Below are 19,841 nucleotides of genomic sequence, written 5' to 3'. Positions count from 1 at the left end.
ACTACTCATTACTTTCACTCATTTTTTTAATTTATCAGACAGTTGAGCTGTCCAATGTTCCAACGGTTTTCTGCGACTTGTCGGAATTTTCATTTTTTCATCTATTGCACTGATATCAAGTAACCCGATAATTTGTCGATCCGCTGCCACTCCAACAGCCTCTTTGAATATTTCATCAAATATTACTGGAATCGTACGCCAAGTAACACCAATTTGTTTTGACCAAGCAGCTAATTGAAAATTTTGGATAAACGCTGAAACGGCGCCAATTGCTTCCAAGTTCAATTTTTCACTTTCATGCTTAGGCGCTGTGACAATCAACGTTAAAGGAACATCTAGAAAATAATCACGGGTTCTTTTTTTAGCCGTTTCTAGATTTTGCTGATCGTAACGTGCCCATGTGTCTAATCGGTCATAGCTTGCCATGATTTTTTCTGCGAATAACTGACGGTCTTGCGTCGTCTTGACGATAATGACTTCCCACGGCTCTTCTTTCGAATGATAGGGGGCATAACTGGAACTTGTTAATAGTTCATCTATAACTTCCATAGAGATCGCTTGATCCGATAATGTCCGAATCGTTCGGCGCGCTCTAATGACTTGTTCAATTGAATCAATGTCCATCATTTTTCTCCTATTCTTTTATCATTTTATACTTGATAGGGCTGTAGAATAAAACTTCACATCAATTGACAATGAAAATCATTCTCAATTAGAAATTAAGAGTACCATTCCACTATTTTTTTTGCAAGTCTATTTTCTATTTTTAGTACAAAAAAGCTATCTGATCAGCGTATGTCAGATCAGACAGCTTTTTAGCTTATATCAGTGTAAATGTTTGCTCTTGTGTGTCTTTTACATTTGCCCCCACAAAAACAATAAATTCCCCAGGCTCTTCAGCAAAGATCATATCTTTCGTATAGAATTTCAAGTCTTCTCTGGTTAACATAAATGTCACTTCTTTTGTTTCCCCAGATTCTAGCGCAACTTTTTGGAAAGCTTTCAATTCTTTTACAGGACGCACCACAGAGCCTGTCACATCTTGAACATATAATTGAACTGTTTCTGTCGTTGCACGCTCCGATAGATTTTTCACTTTTACTGATATTTCTAATGTTTCATACATTTTTTCACTACTTAATTTCAGATCAGTATACTCAACTTTACTATACGATAATCCATAACCAAATGAAAACAGCGGATCATTGGGACTATCTAAATATTTTGAAACAAAACGTCCTTTGTGTGTTGGACTGGTCAATGGGCGACCTGTTTTGAATTCGCTATAGTAAATTGGCAGCTGACCAACAGAATAAGGAAAACTCATACTTAAACGACCGGTTGGATTGGTTTGGCCGAAAATAATGTCCGCTAATGCATTACCACCTTCAGTTCCTGGGAACCACGCTTGGACAATTGCGTCAACAAGTTCTACTTCTTTCGTTAAAACCAAGGGTCTGCCACTGATCACGATCAAGACCGTTTTCTTATTCAACTCTGTTAACTTTTGTAGAAAGTCTTGTTGGATTTTTGGCAATGTAATATCCGTACGACTACCCGCTTCGCCACTTTGCATCGTATGCTCCCCTAAAGCCAGTACGATCGTATCCGCTAGTTTCGCTAGTGTTAAGGCTCGCTCAAGTTCTTGTTCTTTCATTTGATCCGATAATCCTAATTGTTCGATTTGATCTTTCGTTGCACCAAATTCACCTAAAAAAGTGTAGTCTTCTAGCATGTCACAACCTTGTGTATAAAGTAAATGCTCGGAATCTAGATAGTGTTCAAAGCCTTTTTTGATTGTCACAACATCTTCTCGTTTTCCATGAACCGCCCATAAACCAATCAGCTCTTGATTATCGCCGTACGGACCAACTAGCAGGACTTTCTCTTGATTCTGATTTAACGGGAGAACATTTCGTTTATTTTGCAGTAGTACAACTGATTCAGACGAAACCTTTTTCGCTAATTGGCGTTTTTCTTCCGTTAAAAAGACTAACTCTTCCTGTTCTTGACTAGCGCCGCGGTATGGATCTTCGAATAGGCCCAAATCATTTTTCAGTTTCAATACACGATAGACCGACCGATCCACTAACTCTGAACTGATGTCACCGGCTTTGATCAGTGGCTCCAATTCTTTCGCATAACAAGGTGTTTTCATATCAATATCTGTTGTTGCTTCAATCGCTAATTTAGCTGCTTGTCGATCATCTGTTGCTACACCATGAGCAATCAATTCCTGAATCGCTGCATAATCAGAAATGATCACTCCGTCAAAGCCCCATTCTTTTCGTAAAATATCTTCCAGTAGAAATTTACTACCCGTTACTGGCATCCCATCATACGTATTAAATGAGGTCATCACTAATTGGCAACCTGCATCAACTGCCGCTTTATAAGAAGGTAAATAATCTTGGCGTAATCTACGTTCTGACATATCAACCGTGTTATACTCCCGACCACCTTCTGCCGCACCATACGCTGCAAAATGCTTCACACAAGAAGCGATTCCTCCGCCATTGAGTAAATCTTTTTGCAAGCCTGTGACCATCGCTTTCGCAAAAGCCGAATTCAATACTGGATCTTCTCCAGTTGATTCCAAACTCCTACCCCAACGGGCATCACGCACTAAATCGACCATCGGTGCAAAAGTGACATGAGCACCAGCCGCTTTTGATTCTTCTGCTGTTTGCTCATAAGCCTGATCGATCAACGCAGGATTCCAAGTTGCACCTAAGCCTAAAGGAATCGGAAAAATCGTACGATAGCCATAAATAATATCTGCCATAAATAGCAAAGGAATCTTATGTCGACTTTTCTTCAAATAACGATCTTGGATTTCTCTCGTTTTATTCGCACCAGTAACGTTCAATACTGACCCGACTTGATCTACTATTTTTTGATCGATCCCTAATTTTTTCTGCGGCCCAACAGCTAGCTGATCTGCGTGAAAAAAATCTCCTGATAACTGAACTAACTGTCCAATTTTTTCTTCCCAAGTCAAGGAATTGAGTAGTTTTTTTAATTTTGTCTCTTCCATTTTTACACCTCTTCGCTTTGTTCATTCAGGTATGTTTTTTTGTCTAAGCGCTTGAACCATGGGTACCAAAGAAGCGGTGATAATACTAGTTGGATCACTAATTGCAAAATAATCACAGAAATACTTCCTTGAACCGCTGCATGAAATCCGACCGGCAACCCAAAAATCGCTTGTACTCCGACAAATTTTGAAACTAATCCGATTTTCGTTAAAACATACGCTAAAATCAATCCGATACTATTATTAAAAATAAACGGGATCGCTAAATCAAAATTCAATACTAATGGCATTCCGAAAATTACAGGTTCTGTGATCCCAAATAGCGCTGGTACAATGGAAATCTTCCCGACTTCTCGATACTGTTTACTTTTAGCTCGTAACATCAATAACACTAGCCCTAATGCCATTCCACCAAACGTAATAATATTGAAAAAGGCCAAACCAACAATATTCGGTGGCGTTTGACCAGCCGTTACTGCGTTCATATTTTCAACATCCATTGCCATCCATAAAGGTGTAACCAGCGGTATGATCACGTTTGTCCCATGAATCCCGAAAAACCAAAGAATCTGCTGCAACAAACTTAAAATAATCATCGCGCCGATCGAGCCGCCAATTCCTTTTAATGGTACTTGAATGATCGTGTAGACAAACTGGTGCATATTACCAAATGCAGTCAGACTAAAACCAAAATCAACTAAAATAAATAAAATTCCGATCAAGACTGTAGGAATCAATGATTCAAACATTCGTGTCACCATTGGCGGTACACCTTCTGGCATTTTGATCGTCCAACCTTTACGTTTGATTGCTAAAAACAAACGTCCGACAACTAACCCTACGATCATCGCTGAGAAAACACCTTGCGCACTTAGCCAAGTTGTTGGTAATGCTGCAACATCATCAGTCGTCTTATCTAAAGGCGTGATCAAAAGAAAACTCATCAACGAAATAATGCCAGCCGCGACATAATCTTCTTTTTCATCTAATTTACGAACTAAATTAATCGCCATCAAAACAGAAATATATAATGCCAAAGAACCAATCGTAAATGTGTTGACTTTTCCTAATATTGAAATGACTTGTGTGAACCCTTGTAACGTTTTAGACATATTCATAAAAACAACTAATAATACCGCAACCGAACCAATAAATACTGGACCTAACGTTGACATCATTGCACCAGAAATGGCTTGAAGATAAGGATTATTTCCCATCTTATCAAAAAATGGACTTACCTTATCAAAAAGACCGATCATCTTTTTCTTCATGTTTATTTCCCCTCTCAATATCCAGTAAGCGCTTTACTTGAATTCAGTATACTGAGTATTCTCCCTCATTTCTGTGCTAAATTCGTCTTCAAATCGGAAAAATAATGACTTTTTTATTTGAAATATTTTTGCCGATACTGCTGTGGAGACAAGGTGTAATTCTTTTTAAACACATTGTAGAAAGACTTCACTGAGAAAAAACCATTCGCCATCGCAATATCTAAAACGGTCATATCGGTATCTCTCAATTGATAATAGGCTTTCTCCAATCGAACTGTATTAACATATTCGGAAAAAGGAATACCCATATATTTTTTGAAAAAACGTGAAAAATAAGCAGGATCATAGTTAAAAACTTCTGCCACTTGCTCTAATTTCAATGATTGAGTGTAATTTTTTTGCACGTATTCATTGATTTGTTTCAAACGCTCCAAATGTTTCAAACTCTTGATCGTTTGTTTCGTAGCGATTGGGATGCTATAGCTTTTTGTAAGGATCGAAAGAAACGCTAACGTCCGACTTTTCACGAGTAGATTCATGGATAAATCATTTTTCTGATAGTCTCGATAGATCTCATTCAACAATTTTTGTATCATCGAATCTTTTTGCTTTAGTGGAATCAAATTAAATAAAAAACGATCATTATATTGCTGCTGCGTCATTTCTTTTAGAAAACGAAGAGGAAACTGCATCACAAATACTTCATTTGGTAACGGGCTTCTCGAAGAATGGATAATATTTGAGTTAATAAATAATGTATCTCCTGGCTCCAATAAATAAGTTACTTGCGGAAAACGAACCTCAAGATTCCCTTTTAAGCAATATAGCAACTCAGCACTTTCATGCCAATGAGTAGAAATCATTCGGTCTGGATTTCTTGACGTGAACGAAAAAAGCTTAAATGGATAATCTTTACTGGGTGAAATCATTTCATGTTTCAACATGCTCACATCCCTAAATTTATTTACTATCATTATAATAGATTTATCTATAATATCGTCGCTCATGCTCGTGAACAATCTGGCATTTTTTAATAATTTTCAAATAAACAAAAGTATAATTTTTACAAAAAAAAAAAAAACAATGCCCTGAAAATCATTATAATCACTAAGCAAACAACTTTACTAACAATAAAATAATTGTTAAAATAAAATTAAAATAATTATAAAATTTTAATACAAAGAGAAAGGAAGTATCATTATGAAAAAGATGTTAGGGTATGTCTTAGGGGTTTTCATAGTTGTTACTAGTCTATTTTCATTGTTCTCACCAATCCACTCATTCGCTGCCGAGAAATCCAGCACCGTCACTTATCAATATATTGACATTAATTCACTAACACAGTCAGAAAAGAACCAGATTATTACATCTGCTCCCAATCAAACAGCGACCGCTGACAAGGAAAATATACAGTTAGTTTACCAATCAAACGTTATTACGCCTAATTCTAATCAACCTACCAGTCAATTAACCAATAACACGTTCAGCAAACCAACACTTGTAACAAAAACCACTTCAAGCAACCTACCAAAAGCAGGTGATACACCACTATCTCCATTCACTTACTTTTTAGGTTTTACATTGATCATTCTTTTTATTGGGTTAAGCATATGGAAAAGAAAAATTAGAACCTCGTTACTCTTATTCATTATTGTAAGTTCTGGAACATTCAGCGCAGCAAGCTATTCTTATGCCGCTGAATTACATCCCAAAGTCATTGAAACCATTAAGCACGGACTAGCTTATAACTATACTCCTGAAGTGGTAACGGGTTATTCCTACATCGGTTACATTATCCAAAAGGAAAATAATCCAACTGAACCTATCGCGGAAAAAGGGACGGTAACCGTAAAAAACATAACAGAAGATGGTACTCTCCTTTCTACCGAAACATACACAGTCAATGTTGGCGAAGCTTATGAAATCGTACCAAAAGAAATTGCTGGTTACACCCTTTCCTCTCCAACAGATCCAAAAACGGGTATGTATGTTAAAAAGGGAATAGAAATTATCTTCCTCTACAAGAAAAATGTTCCGATAGCAGAGACAGGAATCCTTACAGTAAAAAATACGACTGAAAACGGTACACTTATTTCTTCTGAAACACTTACTGGTAATGTCGGTGACTCCTATGAAATTTCTCCAAAAGAAATCGATGGCTTTGACCTTGTATCTCCTTCTGACCCACAAACAGGCGTTTACATCAAAAATGGATCTGAAATTATCTTTATCTACAAAGTGAAAACTCGTGTAGATGAGATCGGAATCCTTACAGTAAAAAGTGTAGATGAAGATGGTAACCTTCTTTCACAGATCGTAACGTTCTCAGGAAATGTCGGTACACCATATGAAGTTGAGCCAATGTTTATTGATGGATATACGTTGATAAGCCAAATCGGTACAAAAACGGGTACCTATGTCAAAGAAGGATCTGAACTGATTTTTATTTATCGGAAGAATGCACCTGTCACTATAAACTTAACTGTCCAAAGTTCCAACCCAGCTTCTACTCCAACACTCAATACCCAAACAAGAGGCTATATTTATCCAAACTATTACAAAGCTCTGTACTACGATAATCAAGGAAATCTTTTGAAAACAGAAGAAATACATGAAGATACTACTTTAGGCAACCAATTTTTTCAATATAATTCAGGTGAAAGTTATTCTTTTTACTCAAAAATCTATTTCGAATGCTACGCTGCACAAACAAATGAACGACTCGCGTGGGGAGATTACCAACTGCTCGCCGATACACCTGAACTAACAAGCGGTATCGCAGGTAGTACAGATCTAACGATAAATTATACCTTCTATGATTTGAGTTATCCTTAAATCCTCTTTTCTTATAAAAAAGCCGTAGATAAAATCATTCCACATGATTTTATCTACGGCTTAAATTTTATCCACTTGCTCTTAATTGATTTTACGCAATTGGAAGTACGAAACGATTTCGCCAATTCCCATAAAAATCAAAATACCACCAAATAATTGGAAAAGTACCAGCAAACTACTGAATGGATTAAATGTTAAAACCAATCCAGCAATAATCAAAATTACACTATAAATCAGCATCGGCATCCAGCTAACATTGACATATGTGCGTAAATTGACTGATTGAATAGCACGAGTGACCCCAACAATCACGATCACTAAACCTAGGAAAATCGGTAAAATACTTACGATTCCTTTAGCAAACACAAGCACAATACCTGCAATCACTAGTAAAACGATCCCACCTAAAAAACTCATTCCATAAGTTCCTGTTGCTTTTTTGACTTTAAAACCATCATAAAGATTTAATACACCCATAATTGCAATATAAGCAGATATAAAATAGACAGCTAATTGGAATACACTTCTTGGGTTAATCACAATCAACAAGCCAAAAATCATATAAACAATTCCTCGCAACAATGCATACTTTCTTAATTGTTCCATAACGTTATTCATTATTATCCCCTCCGTTAATGCGTTACTTGTTTTCTAGTTATATTGTATAGAATTTCTTTGAATAAAACGAGTAATATGGATTATTAATTGTTATTTTTATGAATTAAGCCCTTTATTGCAACCATTTAAGGAAATTCCAATTCAGATTGACAATATAACGAATCAATCAGAAAAAGTTCCACCCATAACTGAATCCTTTGGGCGGAACTTTTTCACATTTCGATTAAGGTGTTTGCTCAACTTGCCATAAAATCGTCGCTCGATAGCCACCTGCTTGCAACACTTCTCCAGAAGGAACTTCTAACAACAAGCCGGATTCGTTCTTATCCCACTCATTACTTACATTATACTGTCCTTTGGTTTCATGCGTTCTCTTTGCTATTGGCTGTGTTGTATTTTCAGATAAGATGACTGTTTCAGTATCACTTACCTTGTAACGAATAGCGGCAGGCAGAATTTTGCTTGGATCTTCTTGGCTAGTCAATGGTTTCTTTAACGTCGCCGTTAAATTCCAAGCACCGCCATTTTTGCGATTATCCCAAACAATCAATGGTTTGTCATATTTTGCTTTCTCTACTTTTATAAACGGAATCCCTAAAGTCTTACGCCCGAAATTCAAGAAAGTTGGGGAAGATTGTACAAACAGCATTCCTTTAAATTGGTATTGAACGGTACTTTCTTCACTTGTAACAGGAATCTTCGTTTCATTATCCGGCTTTTTCACTAATTGATAGTTCTCAGCCTGAATGGATTCAAGTGCTTTTTGGACTTCTGTTTCTTCGGTTAAATCAATCGTTGTTCCGATTACTTTATCGAAAGTGATTTTATCATGTAAAGCGGCTCCCGTTTCATCAACAAACTCTACGTTCACTTTTTGATTACTTTGAATGTCTATGGTGATCGTTTTCTTAGCCGTCTCTGTTCCTCTGACCGCTTTTAATGTTGCTTTATAGCTTCCTTGTTCAGGATTTAGAGGGACTGTCGTTGACTCTACTGAAAGCGTGATATCTTTACTTGAACCTGTCGCAACGTCCCAAGCAATCGCTTCTGATTTTTTAAGAATCAATTGATTGATTTCACTTTCAGTTAGATCTTGAAATGGTTCTGGTCTGCTGTTGAAATCGTTCGCTGCAATATAGAGTCCTCTAGATGGCGGTGTTTCATCGATCACTTGGACTGGTACTTTGATCAACGTCGTCTTATCTGGTTGATTTGCATCGGTCATTCGTACCATTACGCTGGTTAAACCTGTGATCGAAGTATCCGGCATATCGCCTTCATATTCGTATGAAGCCGTATGTCCAGGTAAGATAACTGCATCCTGAATCACTTCAGAAGCTTTTTTAGTAAAGGTCGTTCCTTTTTTGATGATTTGCGGAATCGGTTTTGCCCCAAGATTGTACACATTGATTTTTACTGCATAATCTTGTGAAGGCAATCCATTATACGGTCCTTCTGACTCGTTAATAGCTAATAAAGAAGTGTCATAGTTTTTGATAGTTCCTGGTTCGTTGTTTAACGCTTCAGGTAATCCTGTCCTTGGAATCGTCAATGGACTATTGAATTCTTTTTGACTATTTGAGATAAAGGGCATTGTAACTTCAACACCTGTAGGGTAGGTTACATAAACAGTTCCCTTATCAGTCGCTGTAGGGATTTTACTTAGTTTATAACTAGTATTAAAATCATCTACATAATCTGGATAAATATTGAAGACTTCTGGGTCAGCTTTTATTTGCATATAAGGAAGCTCATCACCGGCAAAAATCTCGTACCCTGTTTTTAATGCTTCATCTGGGGAAATATCTTTCCACGGTGCACCTAGTTGATAGGCTGAATCGACACTGGACGCCATAACTTGGCCTGCGCTGTAATTTTTGCTTTCAGAACCAGTTCCCATATAATCGTTTCCGAAGTAATTAAACGTTCCAGAAACACCAATACTACCAATCGCGCCCGCTATATATTTGGTATAATCAGACAACCAATTTCCTCTGGAATCTTTTAGCCGAATTGTAAATCTCTTCCCTGATAAAGGCTGAATATAAAAGCCGCTATTATTCCCTAACGCATAGATTGGAACTGAATCTGTATAATAATCCGTATCGACACTTTCTAACATAGAAAAATTCTTTGTTGTATTAGAAAGATTGTACATGTCTAACTGAACAGTGAAATTTAAATTCCGATTCAGAGAAAGGTCATATACATAAAGTATCTGATTCGCTTCATCTATTAGGATTTGCTTTAGCTCGTTGCCTTTTCGTAAAAAGTATTTAGACGTTATTTTAGGAACAATTTCGTCACGACCGATTCCATTGTTTCTATCCCATGTCGTTCCATATAAAACATTCTTATTCACTCCCGGGATATCCGTTACTTTACTTTCACCAGCACTATAAACATAGCCTCTTCCAGCACTATCTTTGATAATAAAACCTAATTCGTTTCTAATTGATGTTACAGAAATTCCTCTTTCTGGAAAACCCATTTTGGAACCATTTAATGGATTTGTAATAACACCATCAGTAGAATTTAAAGGAATGTTGTTCCACCCTTCAATCGTACTATTTCCAAATACCTGGTCTGGAAGAATCAAGACATTGAACGTATACGTCAACAGTTGCTCACCTGACGTTATTGTAATGGTCACTTCTTTGGACCCTCGACTAGAATTAACAATCATTGATTTGGTGATTCGTGCATCTAGGTCTTGTCCTGTCGTCAGATCCCATGCTCTGGGTGCTAATTTTTTAGTAAATAATTGAATGATTTGCTGGACAGTTTTCCCTTTGATTTCACTTGCATTCAAAAACGGTAGATAATTAAAACTCATTCCGGCTTTTGACTCTACAATAACTGTTTGATTATCCAATGTTACTGTAATTGGGATAGGAATTATAGTTGAGACTGTCGTATCCTTCTTGTCCGTCATTTTTATATAGCCCCAGTGAAATCCTGTTTTACTGGTATCAAACTTGTTGACCGGCTCAGTAGGATCACCGGCTGGATTCTTGACCCATTCATAGGTAGAACTAGCTGCTGCTGCGTCATTTAAAGACTGGTATTTTGAAAAAATATTAGCAGCATTCGTCCCCATTGCCATCTCTTTGTTTTGATCGACTTTAAAATAATAGGGAGATTTTACATCCGCCCCAAAAATCGTGATATTTCGAGTTGTGGTCGCTGACGTACCATCTAGTTCCACTTTGATCGTCCCGGTGTATGAACCAATTGAATTATTAACTGCTGTCGTATCAGTAAAAGATACTGGAACGGCTGCCCCTGTACTCATGTTCCAAGCACTTAAGTGCGCTCTAGATTGGATCATCGCAATCAGCTCTTCTTTACTTTTCCCTTTTGTTTCATTCGGGTAAAAAAGAATCTTTGCATCTGCTTTCACCATGACTTTATTGGTTAATAGCTCCGTAGTATCACCACTCGTCACATTGATTGGCACTTTGATGATGGTCGACACATTTGCATCAGCTTTCTCTGTCATTTTTACATATGCCCAGTGAAATCCAACTGTCGACGTATCGAACTTATCTATCGCTTCGCCATTCTCACCAACAAATTGATAAAGCGCATTTGTTGCAGTCGCATTATTTACTGTTTGAAACTTCGAAAATAGATTGGTTGGGTTGGTGCCTAAAGGTAATGTAGCGTTTTGCGCTACAGAGACAAACGCTTGCGGATTAGCACCAAATACCGTCACATTTCGTGTTGTGGTCGCTGAAACGCCATCTGACTCTACTTTGATCGTACCAGTATAGGAGCCTACAGAATCATTGAGTGTCGTCGTATCGGTAAATGATACTGGCACTGCTGCCCCTGTGCTCATGTTCCAAGCACTTAAGTGAGCTCTTGACTGAATTAATGCAATTAGTTCTTCTTTACTTTTCCCTTTTGTTTCATTAGGATAAAGAATTACTTTCGCATCAGATTTTACCATGACTTTATTCGTTAACAAGGCTGTTGTGTCTGCACTGGTCACATTGATTGGTACTTTGATAATCGTTGTGACATTCTCGTTTGTTTTTTCTGTCATTTTTACATAAGCCCAATGAAAACCAACAGTTCCAGTATCAAATTTTTCCAGTACGTCACCATTTTCATTAACAAATTGATAAGACGCATTCGTCGCTGTTGTATTATTCACTGTTTGAAATTTTGTAAATAAATTGGTTGGGTTGGTGCTTAAAATCAGCGTTGCATTTTGTGCTACAGAGACAAACGCTTGAGGATCAGCACCAAAAACGACGACATCTTTTTGAACAGACGCTTTTTGCTCTTCTTCACCTGTCCCTACTGTAATTTCAAAATCAGCCTTATACGTTCCAACAGAAGTTGTCACAATCGTTGTTTTGATAACATCAACTGGAACCGTTGAACCATCTTCCACTTTCCAAGAACGGACATTGGATTTTGTTTTCACTAACTGTTGCAGCTGCTCTGGCGTTTTATTCGCTGTTTCGTTTGGGTACAAAATAATTTTGCCGTTTGCATTGTCTGTTTGAAGAGCTATTTGATTGTCTAACAAAAAGGAAGTACCTAAATCGGTAACGGTTACTGGTATAGGAACGCGAATGCTCGTCAGATTATAGTTTTCGGTGATCTCTACATAAATTGTTTGAAACCCTGCTAACTCACTACTAGGATTAGCGGGCGTGCCATCAGCGTTCACGTATTCATATAAAGCACCATATTCTGGATGCGGAATGATCCTTTCGGAAAAGAGTTTCGTTAGACCCGTTTCGCTGTTAAGGTCCGGAAAAGCTTCATTTTGTTTCATCGTCAACACTTTAGGTGTTGCTTTCAACCCTTCCTCATTTTCAACTGGATCTAGCGCTCTAGCTGTATAATTCATTACTGATTTAACACTACTTACAGCTGAACCTTTGTCGATCGTTTGTTTTGTTGCTTTTTTCACGCTCGTTTCAGGTTTAGCTAATATAGGATTCGTTGCGGTGAACAAAACGGTGACAGAAAAAATGCCAAATACAGTTATCCCGATAAACGTCCAAAGTATTTTCGTTTTAGAAGGCTTCTTTTTTTTGTTTTCCATTTTCTTGTCCTTTCTTTATTATTTTTGATCGTCTTTCAAATACACTCGTATCGCAACACCTCCTTTGTATCGCTATCACCTATTTAGTTCAACGGCTCGAACCAGATCATTGATTAGGGTATTCTACGTGGCTGAGTAGAGGCGATGCCGAAGAAGAGTGTTAGAATTGATTTGTTCCTGTCTATTTTAAACTGTTCCTTCTTTATGATTTTGCTTCTGAAAAAATGATTATTTATTCAATCCAGCTTTAATTCTTTTACGTTTTATTGCTTTATAACTCAAAATGAAGACAAATACGCCCATACATAAAATCAAAAAACAAACGAAATAAATCAGTTTATCGCCTGTTTTATTTTCTACTGATTGTTTATTAAGACCTGTTGCTTCTAACGCGTTGATCTTAAAATCCTCTGTCCAAGACCATTTACCACCATTTTTTGACGTGACGTTGATCTGAGCGGAATAATCTCCTGCTGTCATACCTTTATCCGCTAGATCAACTGGAAGATCGATCATCGAATTTGGTGCCATTCTCATCCCTTTTTTTTGGTACTCAAACAACACTTTTTGTTTGTTGGCTTTTCTTACTTGAATGACCACTTCCATACCTTCAACATAGACAGGACGGATATTGGAAATATTGACAAAAAAATGGCTTTTACTCTCTTTAAATGCTATGTATGTTTTATTTAGTTTTAGCTCAGGTTTTATGCTATCGGTATCGCCGACTCTTAATAACATCCCGACTAAAAAGGCAAATTCATTTACTACAACATCTTTTTTACTTTGGTCCTTCGTTTTGCTATCAGCTATAGGCTGCAATTGAATCCCACCCGCTATCAAACCTGCGGGCATCTCTTTGGGTAAAGAAATCATTAAGTCGACCTGCTTACTCCCTTTTGAAGGAATCACCACTTTTTTTGGGCCTTTGACGATAGTGATAAAATCATTTGTCAAAGATGTATCCTCTTTTAGATCATTTGGTCCATATTCAACTTTACCGATGCTGTTGGTTTTTGCAGTATTTAAACGAACCTCTACTGTTAACTCTTTTGATAATGAGTTGTATAATTTTAAGGAAACTTTTTGCTCTTGCCCTGATTTCATTTGGAGATCAAAGTAACCTAAGTTCTTATTTTTCTGATTCTCTGGGTATAAAACTTCATACGATAATCCACCAATCAAATTGGTAGAATCTTGTTTGGCCAAACCTTTGACGGGATCAAAGAACAAAGTTAAGCCAAACAATACTAGTAATAAGTAAGTAAGATGTTTTTTCATTTACTGATCCCTCTTTCTTTGTAAAATTAAATACTTTATTTCCTATAATACTTGTCAATTCTGTGAACAACTTATAACAATAACTGTCAACCAACCTACTTACTTATTTAAAGCAACACACAACCAAGCTAATTCTTAGTACGTGTTGTCAAGACTCCAGTTCACGCTGCCTTTAAATGCTTTACCGGCTGCGCCTGTGCCTGTTGTTACAGTTAATTTAGTATCTGATAATTTTGTAGCAAAACCGCCTTTAACAGCATCTGCTTGCGTTTTAGCAATGATGTTTGTTCCAGTTGTGTTACCAGCCTCTAATGTTACATTTTTACTAACAGTGATATTGTTAGGATCAGCAAGTGTTCCTAAGTTTCCTTCAATCGGATTTGGTAAGAAGTCATTTGTATCTGGATCAACTTCACCAATATCATAAGATTGTGCATCGCCTAAAGTAAATGTTAGTTTTGACGGCAATTCTGTAGCTGAGCTATCTTTAGAAACTAATTTAGATAATTTAGCAGACACTTTCCAAGCAGATGTTGTTACAGCTCTTGTGCCTTCTCCGCCAGTTTCAGTCCCTTGCCTGTCATCATTCACGACAATATATTGATCTCCGGCTACAGTATTGCTATATGTAGCAATATTCGCTGTTGCTGCTTGACGACCAAAATCAAATTTAGATGGCGTCCAAACCAATGCTAAGTTATCTTTAAATGGTCCAGGTCCAGGTTTTACTGGTCCGTCAGTATCAAAGCGAATCCCCAAGTCTGTTTGTTCATTTCCGACTTCTACTGCATCCGCAGGTTTTGCAAAAATCAGCAATGCTGATGAAGCAAGTAATGTTGTAAATAGTATTTTTTTCAAAATTTAATCACCCTTCTTATTTAGCGTAAATAAAATTGGCGACAGTTACTGTTATAAATTGTTCACAGAATAATGCTTGTTCTCACTGACCTAACCAATCAGTTTGATTTGGTCTTTTAATAAAACGAATAAATAAATAATCAGAGTTAAACTTATGATAGACACAACTAACAAAGTGAAATTGACTGCTAAATCAAGCTTTTTTTTCTTTAGTTTCCTTGCTAAAAATACATCTCTGGAAAGTGTTACCAGAAAAAAAATCAAAGACACGGAGGCAATACCTCCCAATATATAAATCCACAAATAATCTTTCATCTTACACTCCTATACATGTATGCTATATACCTTACGTAAACTGATAACACCTAAAAATATGATCAAACAAGCAACACCCAACAGTAATAGAATAAAAGACGTCATCATTTGCCCTAAATGCGGCAATGCGCCATCCGTTGCTGGATAGACTGGTGGTTTTGTTTCATAGATCGGCGGTTTGGGTTTCTCTGGTTCAACAAATTGATTGAAGGAAATACCTGTTTCTGTTTTTTCTTGTTCGGCTAAAGCATGTGGTACTTGGCTAAACAAGACACCTAGTACACACAGCACAATAAACATCGGCCAAATAAAGTAAGGCTTTTTCATCGTTATTCACCCTCTTTTCTGTTGATTTTTTTCCGTTTTTTCTTTTGGTTTCCTTGTTTTTTTCTTTTAGCTATTCTGATTTTTTTCCACTGTTGCGCCCATTTTTTTCTTCTAAAAAGAATCATCAACATAATCAAAACGGTGAATGCGAGTAAGAAAATGGCCGTCCCTTTGATCCAAGTTGGGGTAATGATTTTAAAAGCACTTTCTTCATTCATTTTTTTGGCTTGTTGGTTTGTGATCGTGAATTCTTTACTAAGTTGCCATTCTTGATAGTCATTTGATGCATCTAATTTTAAGGTATAGGTACCCGATGGCAGATTGGCAATTCCCCAATCCATTTCAAAATCAAACGAACTATTTGGTGCCATGCTGTAGTTTTCCACAGATTTTCTTTTAACCACTTCATCGGTGCCTTTTTTCGTCATCGTGCCGACAATGCTTAAATTTTCCAAAACTTTAGGTTCAGGATTTTGCAAATTGGCTAAAACCATTTTTTTCCCACGTTTGATTGAGGCCTTTGCGGAGTTTAAATTTAAAGTTTGAGCATTATTGAATTCATCTCCTGATTGTGAAGTGATCAAGCCTACTCGATATGAAAATTCTGTCGAGACCCCACTTTTTGCTTTTTCCCCTTGATCTAAAGCGAAGACGATCGCCCCCATTTTTACACCATCATACTTTTCTTTAGACGGTGTCAATTGGATTTTCACCGTCTTCTCTTCATAGTTTCCAACTGTAATTTCTGGTGTTGGGATTTTAAGCATTGATGTAACCGGCTCTTTTAAGGTCGAATCGTAATACGTTTTGTCATCGCTGTATTCGATCGTTCCTCCGTCTCCTGTGATCGCATTGGTTCCATAGATCTTGATCCGCACACTCTCTTTTTTCGTGCTTTTGATCCTTACTTCCAACGTTTGTGCTTCTCCAGGTGTCGTTTTCACATAAAAATAGCTTTTATTAGGATCTATTTGTGTATTCGACTGAACAAGGGTCACTGTATACCCTAAATTATTATCATCATCTGCCGCCATCACTTGATCTGCAAAAAAAAATGATGTGAAGACGCAAATAAGTGCTATATATATCGCATTAATTTTTCTCATGAAAAAGAGTTCTCCTAACTACTAATATTTGTTCTTATTGAATCGATTGAACGATAATTTCCACATGCCATTCATTGTTTGCATCACATTTTACAAATTCTGCTAATCTATAGCCTTTTTTAGAAAAGTAATCCGCCCAATGAGCCAAAAATTCTTTGGAATATTTTTCAGCTGCCTCTTTCGTTTGAAAAGGTCCTTCTAATTTAACTGTTTCATTTTCTTCATATCGTTCATCTTTTTCTTCATATAAGTAATTTGTAACGACGTATATGATATAAACAATCGTCATAGACACAATAAACAGTATTAAGAACAACGGCCAGATAATCGTCGTCAGTAGTGCGATAACATTAATGCCGATAAGTACTAGAAATAGGATCATTGAGTAGTTCATTTCTTTTGTTTTACTTATTTCTTGCTTATTTTTGATATAAAACATCAAGATCAAGAAGAGATTTAATGTCATCAGTAAAAAGGCAACAAATAAATATTTTAGTAGATCATCCAAGTAGTAATTCACCATGAACAATAGCTGAATAATAAATTTGGCATTTTTATCGACATAAAATACGGCCTCTTCATAAAACCTTGAAAAGAGTATAAAATTAGTGATCCACCCAATTAAAAGTACAATTTCGCAGAGATAATAATTTCGATATTTTTGATAATAATTCTTTTTATCTTTCACACATTTAGCCATCCATTTCTTTACATAATTGCTCAGGCTGCTCAAATTTTATTTACTTGTACTATATAGTACGAAAATAAATTCAAGTCCTGCGGTTCCTTCTTCAAAGGCAGATTATTGTAAGACTTTTTCACTTGTATTTTCGAAAGAAAATCGTTCGTTTTTTGAATAGGTCAGAAGATATCCTTTTGTTCGAATGATTTCAATTTCAAAATAAGATTGTTCTTTTAGTTTATTTCTGATATGAGAAATGAAGTTTACTACCCTGTATTTTTCTAGTGATTTTCCTGTTGCAGCACCATAGATTACTTCATTGATTTCTTTGTAGGTAACAACGTTGTCCAAATTTTCATATAACAGCTCAATAATTTTGAATTCTTTTCGGGTTAATGCTATTATTTTGTCATGCACTACCAGGCTCAGCTTTGACGCATCTAGGGAATGTTTGTCAGATGCTTTTTTTGTTCTTGCTTTATTTAATAATTGGTTCTTATAATTGAGAGCATTTTTTATTACGATCTCGAGCATCTCCACTCCTTGATCTGACGGAATAATTTCTATTACAGAATTTTTACTCAAGTGAGGATACAATTTTGTCAGTTCGGAATCATTTTCTCCATTTAGAATCCAAATAAACAAAGGATGATCTTCTTGCAAATCAATCAACCATTGTAATGCCTTAACATAGTCTGATGATTTTTCTAAATTAATGACTAAGCCATCCAATAAACCTATTTGTTTTTTTTCTGTAATCTCAATTAGCGAATAACTTTGTTCATTGAGGGCCTTTTTTATCAATAAACCTATGTTATCGTTCTGTTCAGAATCATCTCTGATATGTAATATGCCAATTGTATTTTCCATATGGCTCCCTCCTCTTCAATTTTTTCTACTATTTATTTTCTTGTTTTATTAACAAACAGGAACTATCACTACAAACCCAGAAATACCAACAGTTCAAAGACCCTCCGACGGCAAAGTTGACGGCTTAAGTTCTAGCCAAGGTCAAAAAGAATTGAATGCTATAGATAAGTCAGAATCAATTAAATTTCAAGTTTCAAAAAAAGTACGTTAATTAAAAATATAAAAAAGACTATCTACTTTCCAAACGTGATAATTTTTGAAAAGTAGGTAGACTAACTAATTAAATTAATGGCTTTTCTTTTTTCAGACATAAAAGAATTTACATACACATCTAGCGTCATTTTTGTAGAATGGTGTCCCAACAAAGCACTGATCGTCGCTATATTCACTCCTTTTTCTAGACAACGCGTAGCAAAGCTGTGTCTGAGTTGATGAAAGCGAATGTTTGCAAAATGGAAACTTTGACATATTTTTTTTAACCAGATTGAAATCAAGCGAGGTTCCGCCGGCTTATTTCCTCCTAACACAAAATTTCCATTGCTTTTTTGTTTTTGTTTATTCAAAAGTTGACTGACATTCTCAGAAAGCGGGATAGTCCGTTTAGATGTACTGCTTTTAGGTGTTCCATCAATAACTTGCGTTTTTTTATTTATACCATTAATAAGTTGGATTCTTTGGATCGTGCGTTGGACGGTAAGTAAATTCGCTGAAAAATCAATATCCTCCCACTTTAGTCCAGCAATTTCTCCGATTCTCATGCCAGTTTCTAACGCTAATATAATTGCAAGCCCTTTAGGATGTGCAGAAGCTTTTTCTTTTAGTTTTGTTTGTTCCTCTGATGTAATTGCCTTTATATTATTCGGTGTTTTTTTAGGTAAAATGACATATTTACACGGATTTTCTATAATCAGTTCCCTTTTTACCGCAGCTGTACAGCACGACATCAATACTTGATAAACGATTCGAACAGAATTAGGAGACAAGTGCTCCTCTATTTTTTTGATCCAGTCATTTAAATTGATCGTTGTGATCGATTGTAAGGGGATCTCCCCCAAGAAGGGAAGGATGTGTTTCATCATTTTATTTGTGTAACTAGCATATGTGCTCGGTTTTAGCTGCCCTTGTATTTCAGTTAACCAACAAGTTGCCCAATCATCGAGCGTGCCTTGGTAGGCAATTGTCTTAAAGGTATAGTTATGGGAATATAGTGCTTTCATTGTTAATAGCCTTTCCTTTAAATCCATATATGTTTTATTATATACATAGCCATATATAGCACTTCCATCACTCTTTCTTCCTTTTATGTATCTTCCTTCCCAACGACCATCTTTTCGTTTATAGATATTTTCACCTTTTCTTACCATAAATCATTTCCCCCTTCATTTTATTTTGACGGCGATTTGACGGCGAATAAAAATTATCGTATAACTGTCAATAAACAATGAGATATAAAAGCGAACACAATGATTAAAATACTAAAAAATACATAAACAGTGTTGACAATCTGAACAAAACATTATATTATCAGCTGAGAGACCTGAAAATAACATTATTTCTATGATTTTCTTGTTTG

15 protein-coding genes are annotated in these 19,841 nt (G+C 36.3%); 1 reads left to right on the top strand and 14 read right to left on the bottom strand.

Translation table 11 applies throughout. The annotated features are described in order from the left end of the window. Window positions 1-18: 18 nt before the first annotated feature. The 4 genes from IGL98_RS03110 to IGL98_RS03095 all read right to left on the bottom strand — a co-directional run bounded on the left by IGL98_RS03110 (window position 19) and on the right by IGL98_RS03095 (window position 5,252). Window positions 19-624 (bottom strand): nitroreductase family protein, encoded by a 606-nt coding sequence (locus IGL98_RS03110; RefSeq protein ID WP_206844414.1) that lies wholly within the window; start codon window positions 622-624, stop codon window positions 19-21. Between the two features lie 196 nt (window positions 625-820). Next, the gene (gene bglX / locus IGL98_RS03105) at window positions 821-3,037 is read right to left on the bottom strand and encodes a beta-glucosidase BglX (RefSeq protein ID WP_206844416.1); all 2,217 of its coding nucleotides are present in this window, start codon (window positions 3,035-3,037) and stop codon (window positions 821-823) included. 2 nt (window positions 3,038-3,039) lie between these two features. After that, window positions 3,040-4,308: a PTS sugar transporter subunit IIC gene (locus tag IGL98_RS03100; RefSeq protein WP_206844420.1), complete on the bottom strand. Its 1,269-nt coding sequence runs from the start codon at window positions 4,306-4,308 to the stop codon at window positions 3,040-3,042. Window positions 4,309-4,421: 113 nt separating this feature from the next. Further along, window positions 4,422-5,252 (bottom strand): AraC family transcriptional regulator, encoded by an 831-nt coding sequence (locus IGL98_RS03095; protein ID WP_206844423.1) that lies wholly within the window; start codon window positions 5,250-5,252, stop codon window positions 4,422-4,424. A gap of 256 nt (window positions 5,253-5,508) precedes the next feature. Between IGL98_RS03095 and IGL98_RS03090 the strand changes: the two genes are divergently transcribed. Then, window positions 5,509-7,143: a MucBP domain-containing protein gene (locus tag IGL98_RS03090; protein WP_206911841.1), complete on the top strand. Its 1,635-nt coding sequence runs from the start codon at window positions 5,509-5,511 to the stop codon at window positions 7,141-7,143. An 81-nt stretch (window positions 7,144-7,224) separates the two neighbouring features. Here IGL98_RS03090 and IGL98_RS03085 read toward each other — a convergent pair whose 3' ends face one another. The 10 genes from IGL98_RS03085 to IGL98_RS03040 all read right to left on the bottom strand — a co-directional run bounded on the left by IGL98_RS03085 (window position 7,225) and on the right by IGL98_RS03040 (window position 19,632). Further along, window positions 7,225-7,761, bottom strand: a complete 537-nt coding sequence (locus IGL98_RS03085) for an HdeD family acid-resistance protein (RefSeq protein ID WP_206844427.1) — start codon at window positions 7,759-7,761, stop codon at window positions 7,225-7,227. A 223-nt stretch (window positions 7,762-7,984) separates the two neighbouring features. Then, the gene (locus IGL98_RS03080; RefSeq protein ID WP_206911842.1) at window positions 7,985-12,829 is read right to left on the bottom strand and encodes a MucBP domain-containing protein; all 4,845 of its coding nucleotides are present in this window, start codon (window positions 12,827-12,829) and stop codon (window positions 7,985-7,987) included. A gap of 228 nt (window positions 12,830-13,057) precedes the next feature. Further along, entirely contained in the window at window positions 13,058-14,110 is a 1,053-nt protein-coding gene (locus tag IGL98_RS03075) for a DUF916 and DUF3324 domain-containing protein (RefSeq protein ID WP_206911843.1), read from the bottom strand. 135 nt (window positions 14,111-14,245) lie between these two features. Beyond that, window positions 14,246-14,968: a WxL domain-containing protein gene (locus IGL98_RS03070; RefSeq protein ID WP_206844432.1), complete on the bottom strand. Its 723-nt coding sequence runs from the start codon at window positions 14,966-14,968 to the stop codon at window positions 14,246-14,248. 90 nt (window positions 14,969-15,058) lie between these two features. Continuing rightward, window positions 15,059-15,283 (bottom strand): hypothetical protein, encoded by a 225-nt coding sequence (locus tag IGL98_RS03065; protein WP_206844433.1) that lies wholly within the window; start codon window positions 15,281-15,283, stop codon window positions 15,059-15,061. Between the two features lie 9 nt (window positions 15,284-15,292). After that, window positions 15,293-15,610: a hypothetical protein gene (locus IGL98_RS03060; RefSeq protein ID WP_206844436.1), complete on the bottom strand. Its 318-nt coding sequence runs from the start codon at window positions 15,608-15,610 to the stop codon at window positions 15,293-15,295. Between the two features lie 2 nt (window positions 15,611-15,612). Then, window positions 15,613-16,716 carry a DUF916 and DUF3324 domain-containing protein gene (locus tag IGL98_RS03055; protein ID WP_206844438.1) on the bottom strand — a complete coding sequence of 368 codons (1,104 nt, stop codon included), beginning with the start codon at window positions 16,714-16,716 and terminating at the stop codon, window positions 15,613-15,615. Window positions 16,717-16,750: 34 nt separating this feature from the next. Next, window positions 16,751-17,404 (bottom strand): hypothetical protein, encoded by a 654-nt coding sequence (locus IGL98_RS03050; RefSeq protein WP_206844440.1) that lies wholly within the window; start codon window positions 17,402-17,404, stop codon window positions 16,751-16,753. Between the two features lie 114 nt (window positions 17,405-17,518). Beyond that, the gene (locus tag IGL98_RS03045; RefSeq protein ID WP_206911844.1) at window positions 17,519-18,268 is read right to left on the bottom strand and encodes a winged helix-turn-helix domain-containing protein; all 750 of its coding nucleotides are present in this window, start codon (window positions 18,266-18,268) and stop codon (window positions 17,519-17,521) included. A gap of 272 nt (window positions 18,269-18,540) precedes the next feature. Then, the gene (locus IGL98_RS03040; protein WP_206911845.1) at window positions 18,541-19,632 is read right to left on the bottom strand and encodes a tyrosine-type recombinase/integrase; all 1,092 of its coding nucleotides are present in this window, start codon (window positions 19,630-19,632) and stop codon (window positions 18,541-18,543) included. Window positions 19,633-19,841 lie beyond the last annotated feature (209 nt).

Source organism: Enterococcus sp. DIV0840 (assembly GCF_050527835.1).
Lineage (GTDB): Bacteria > Bacillota > Bacilli > Lactobacillales > Enterococcaceae > Enterococcus_L > Enterococcus_L ureasiticus.
The sequence above is the reverse complement of the archived record's forward strand: the minus strand, read 5'-3'. Positions and strand labels throughout refer to the sequence as shown.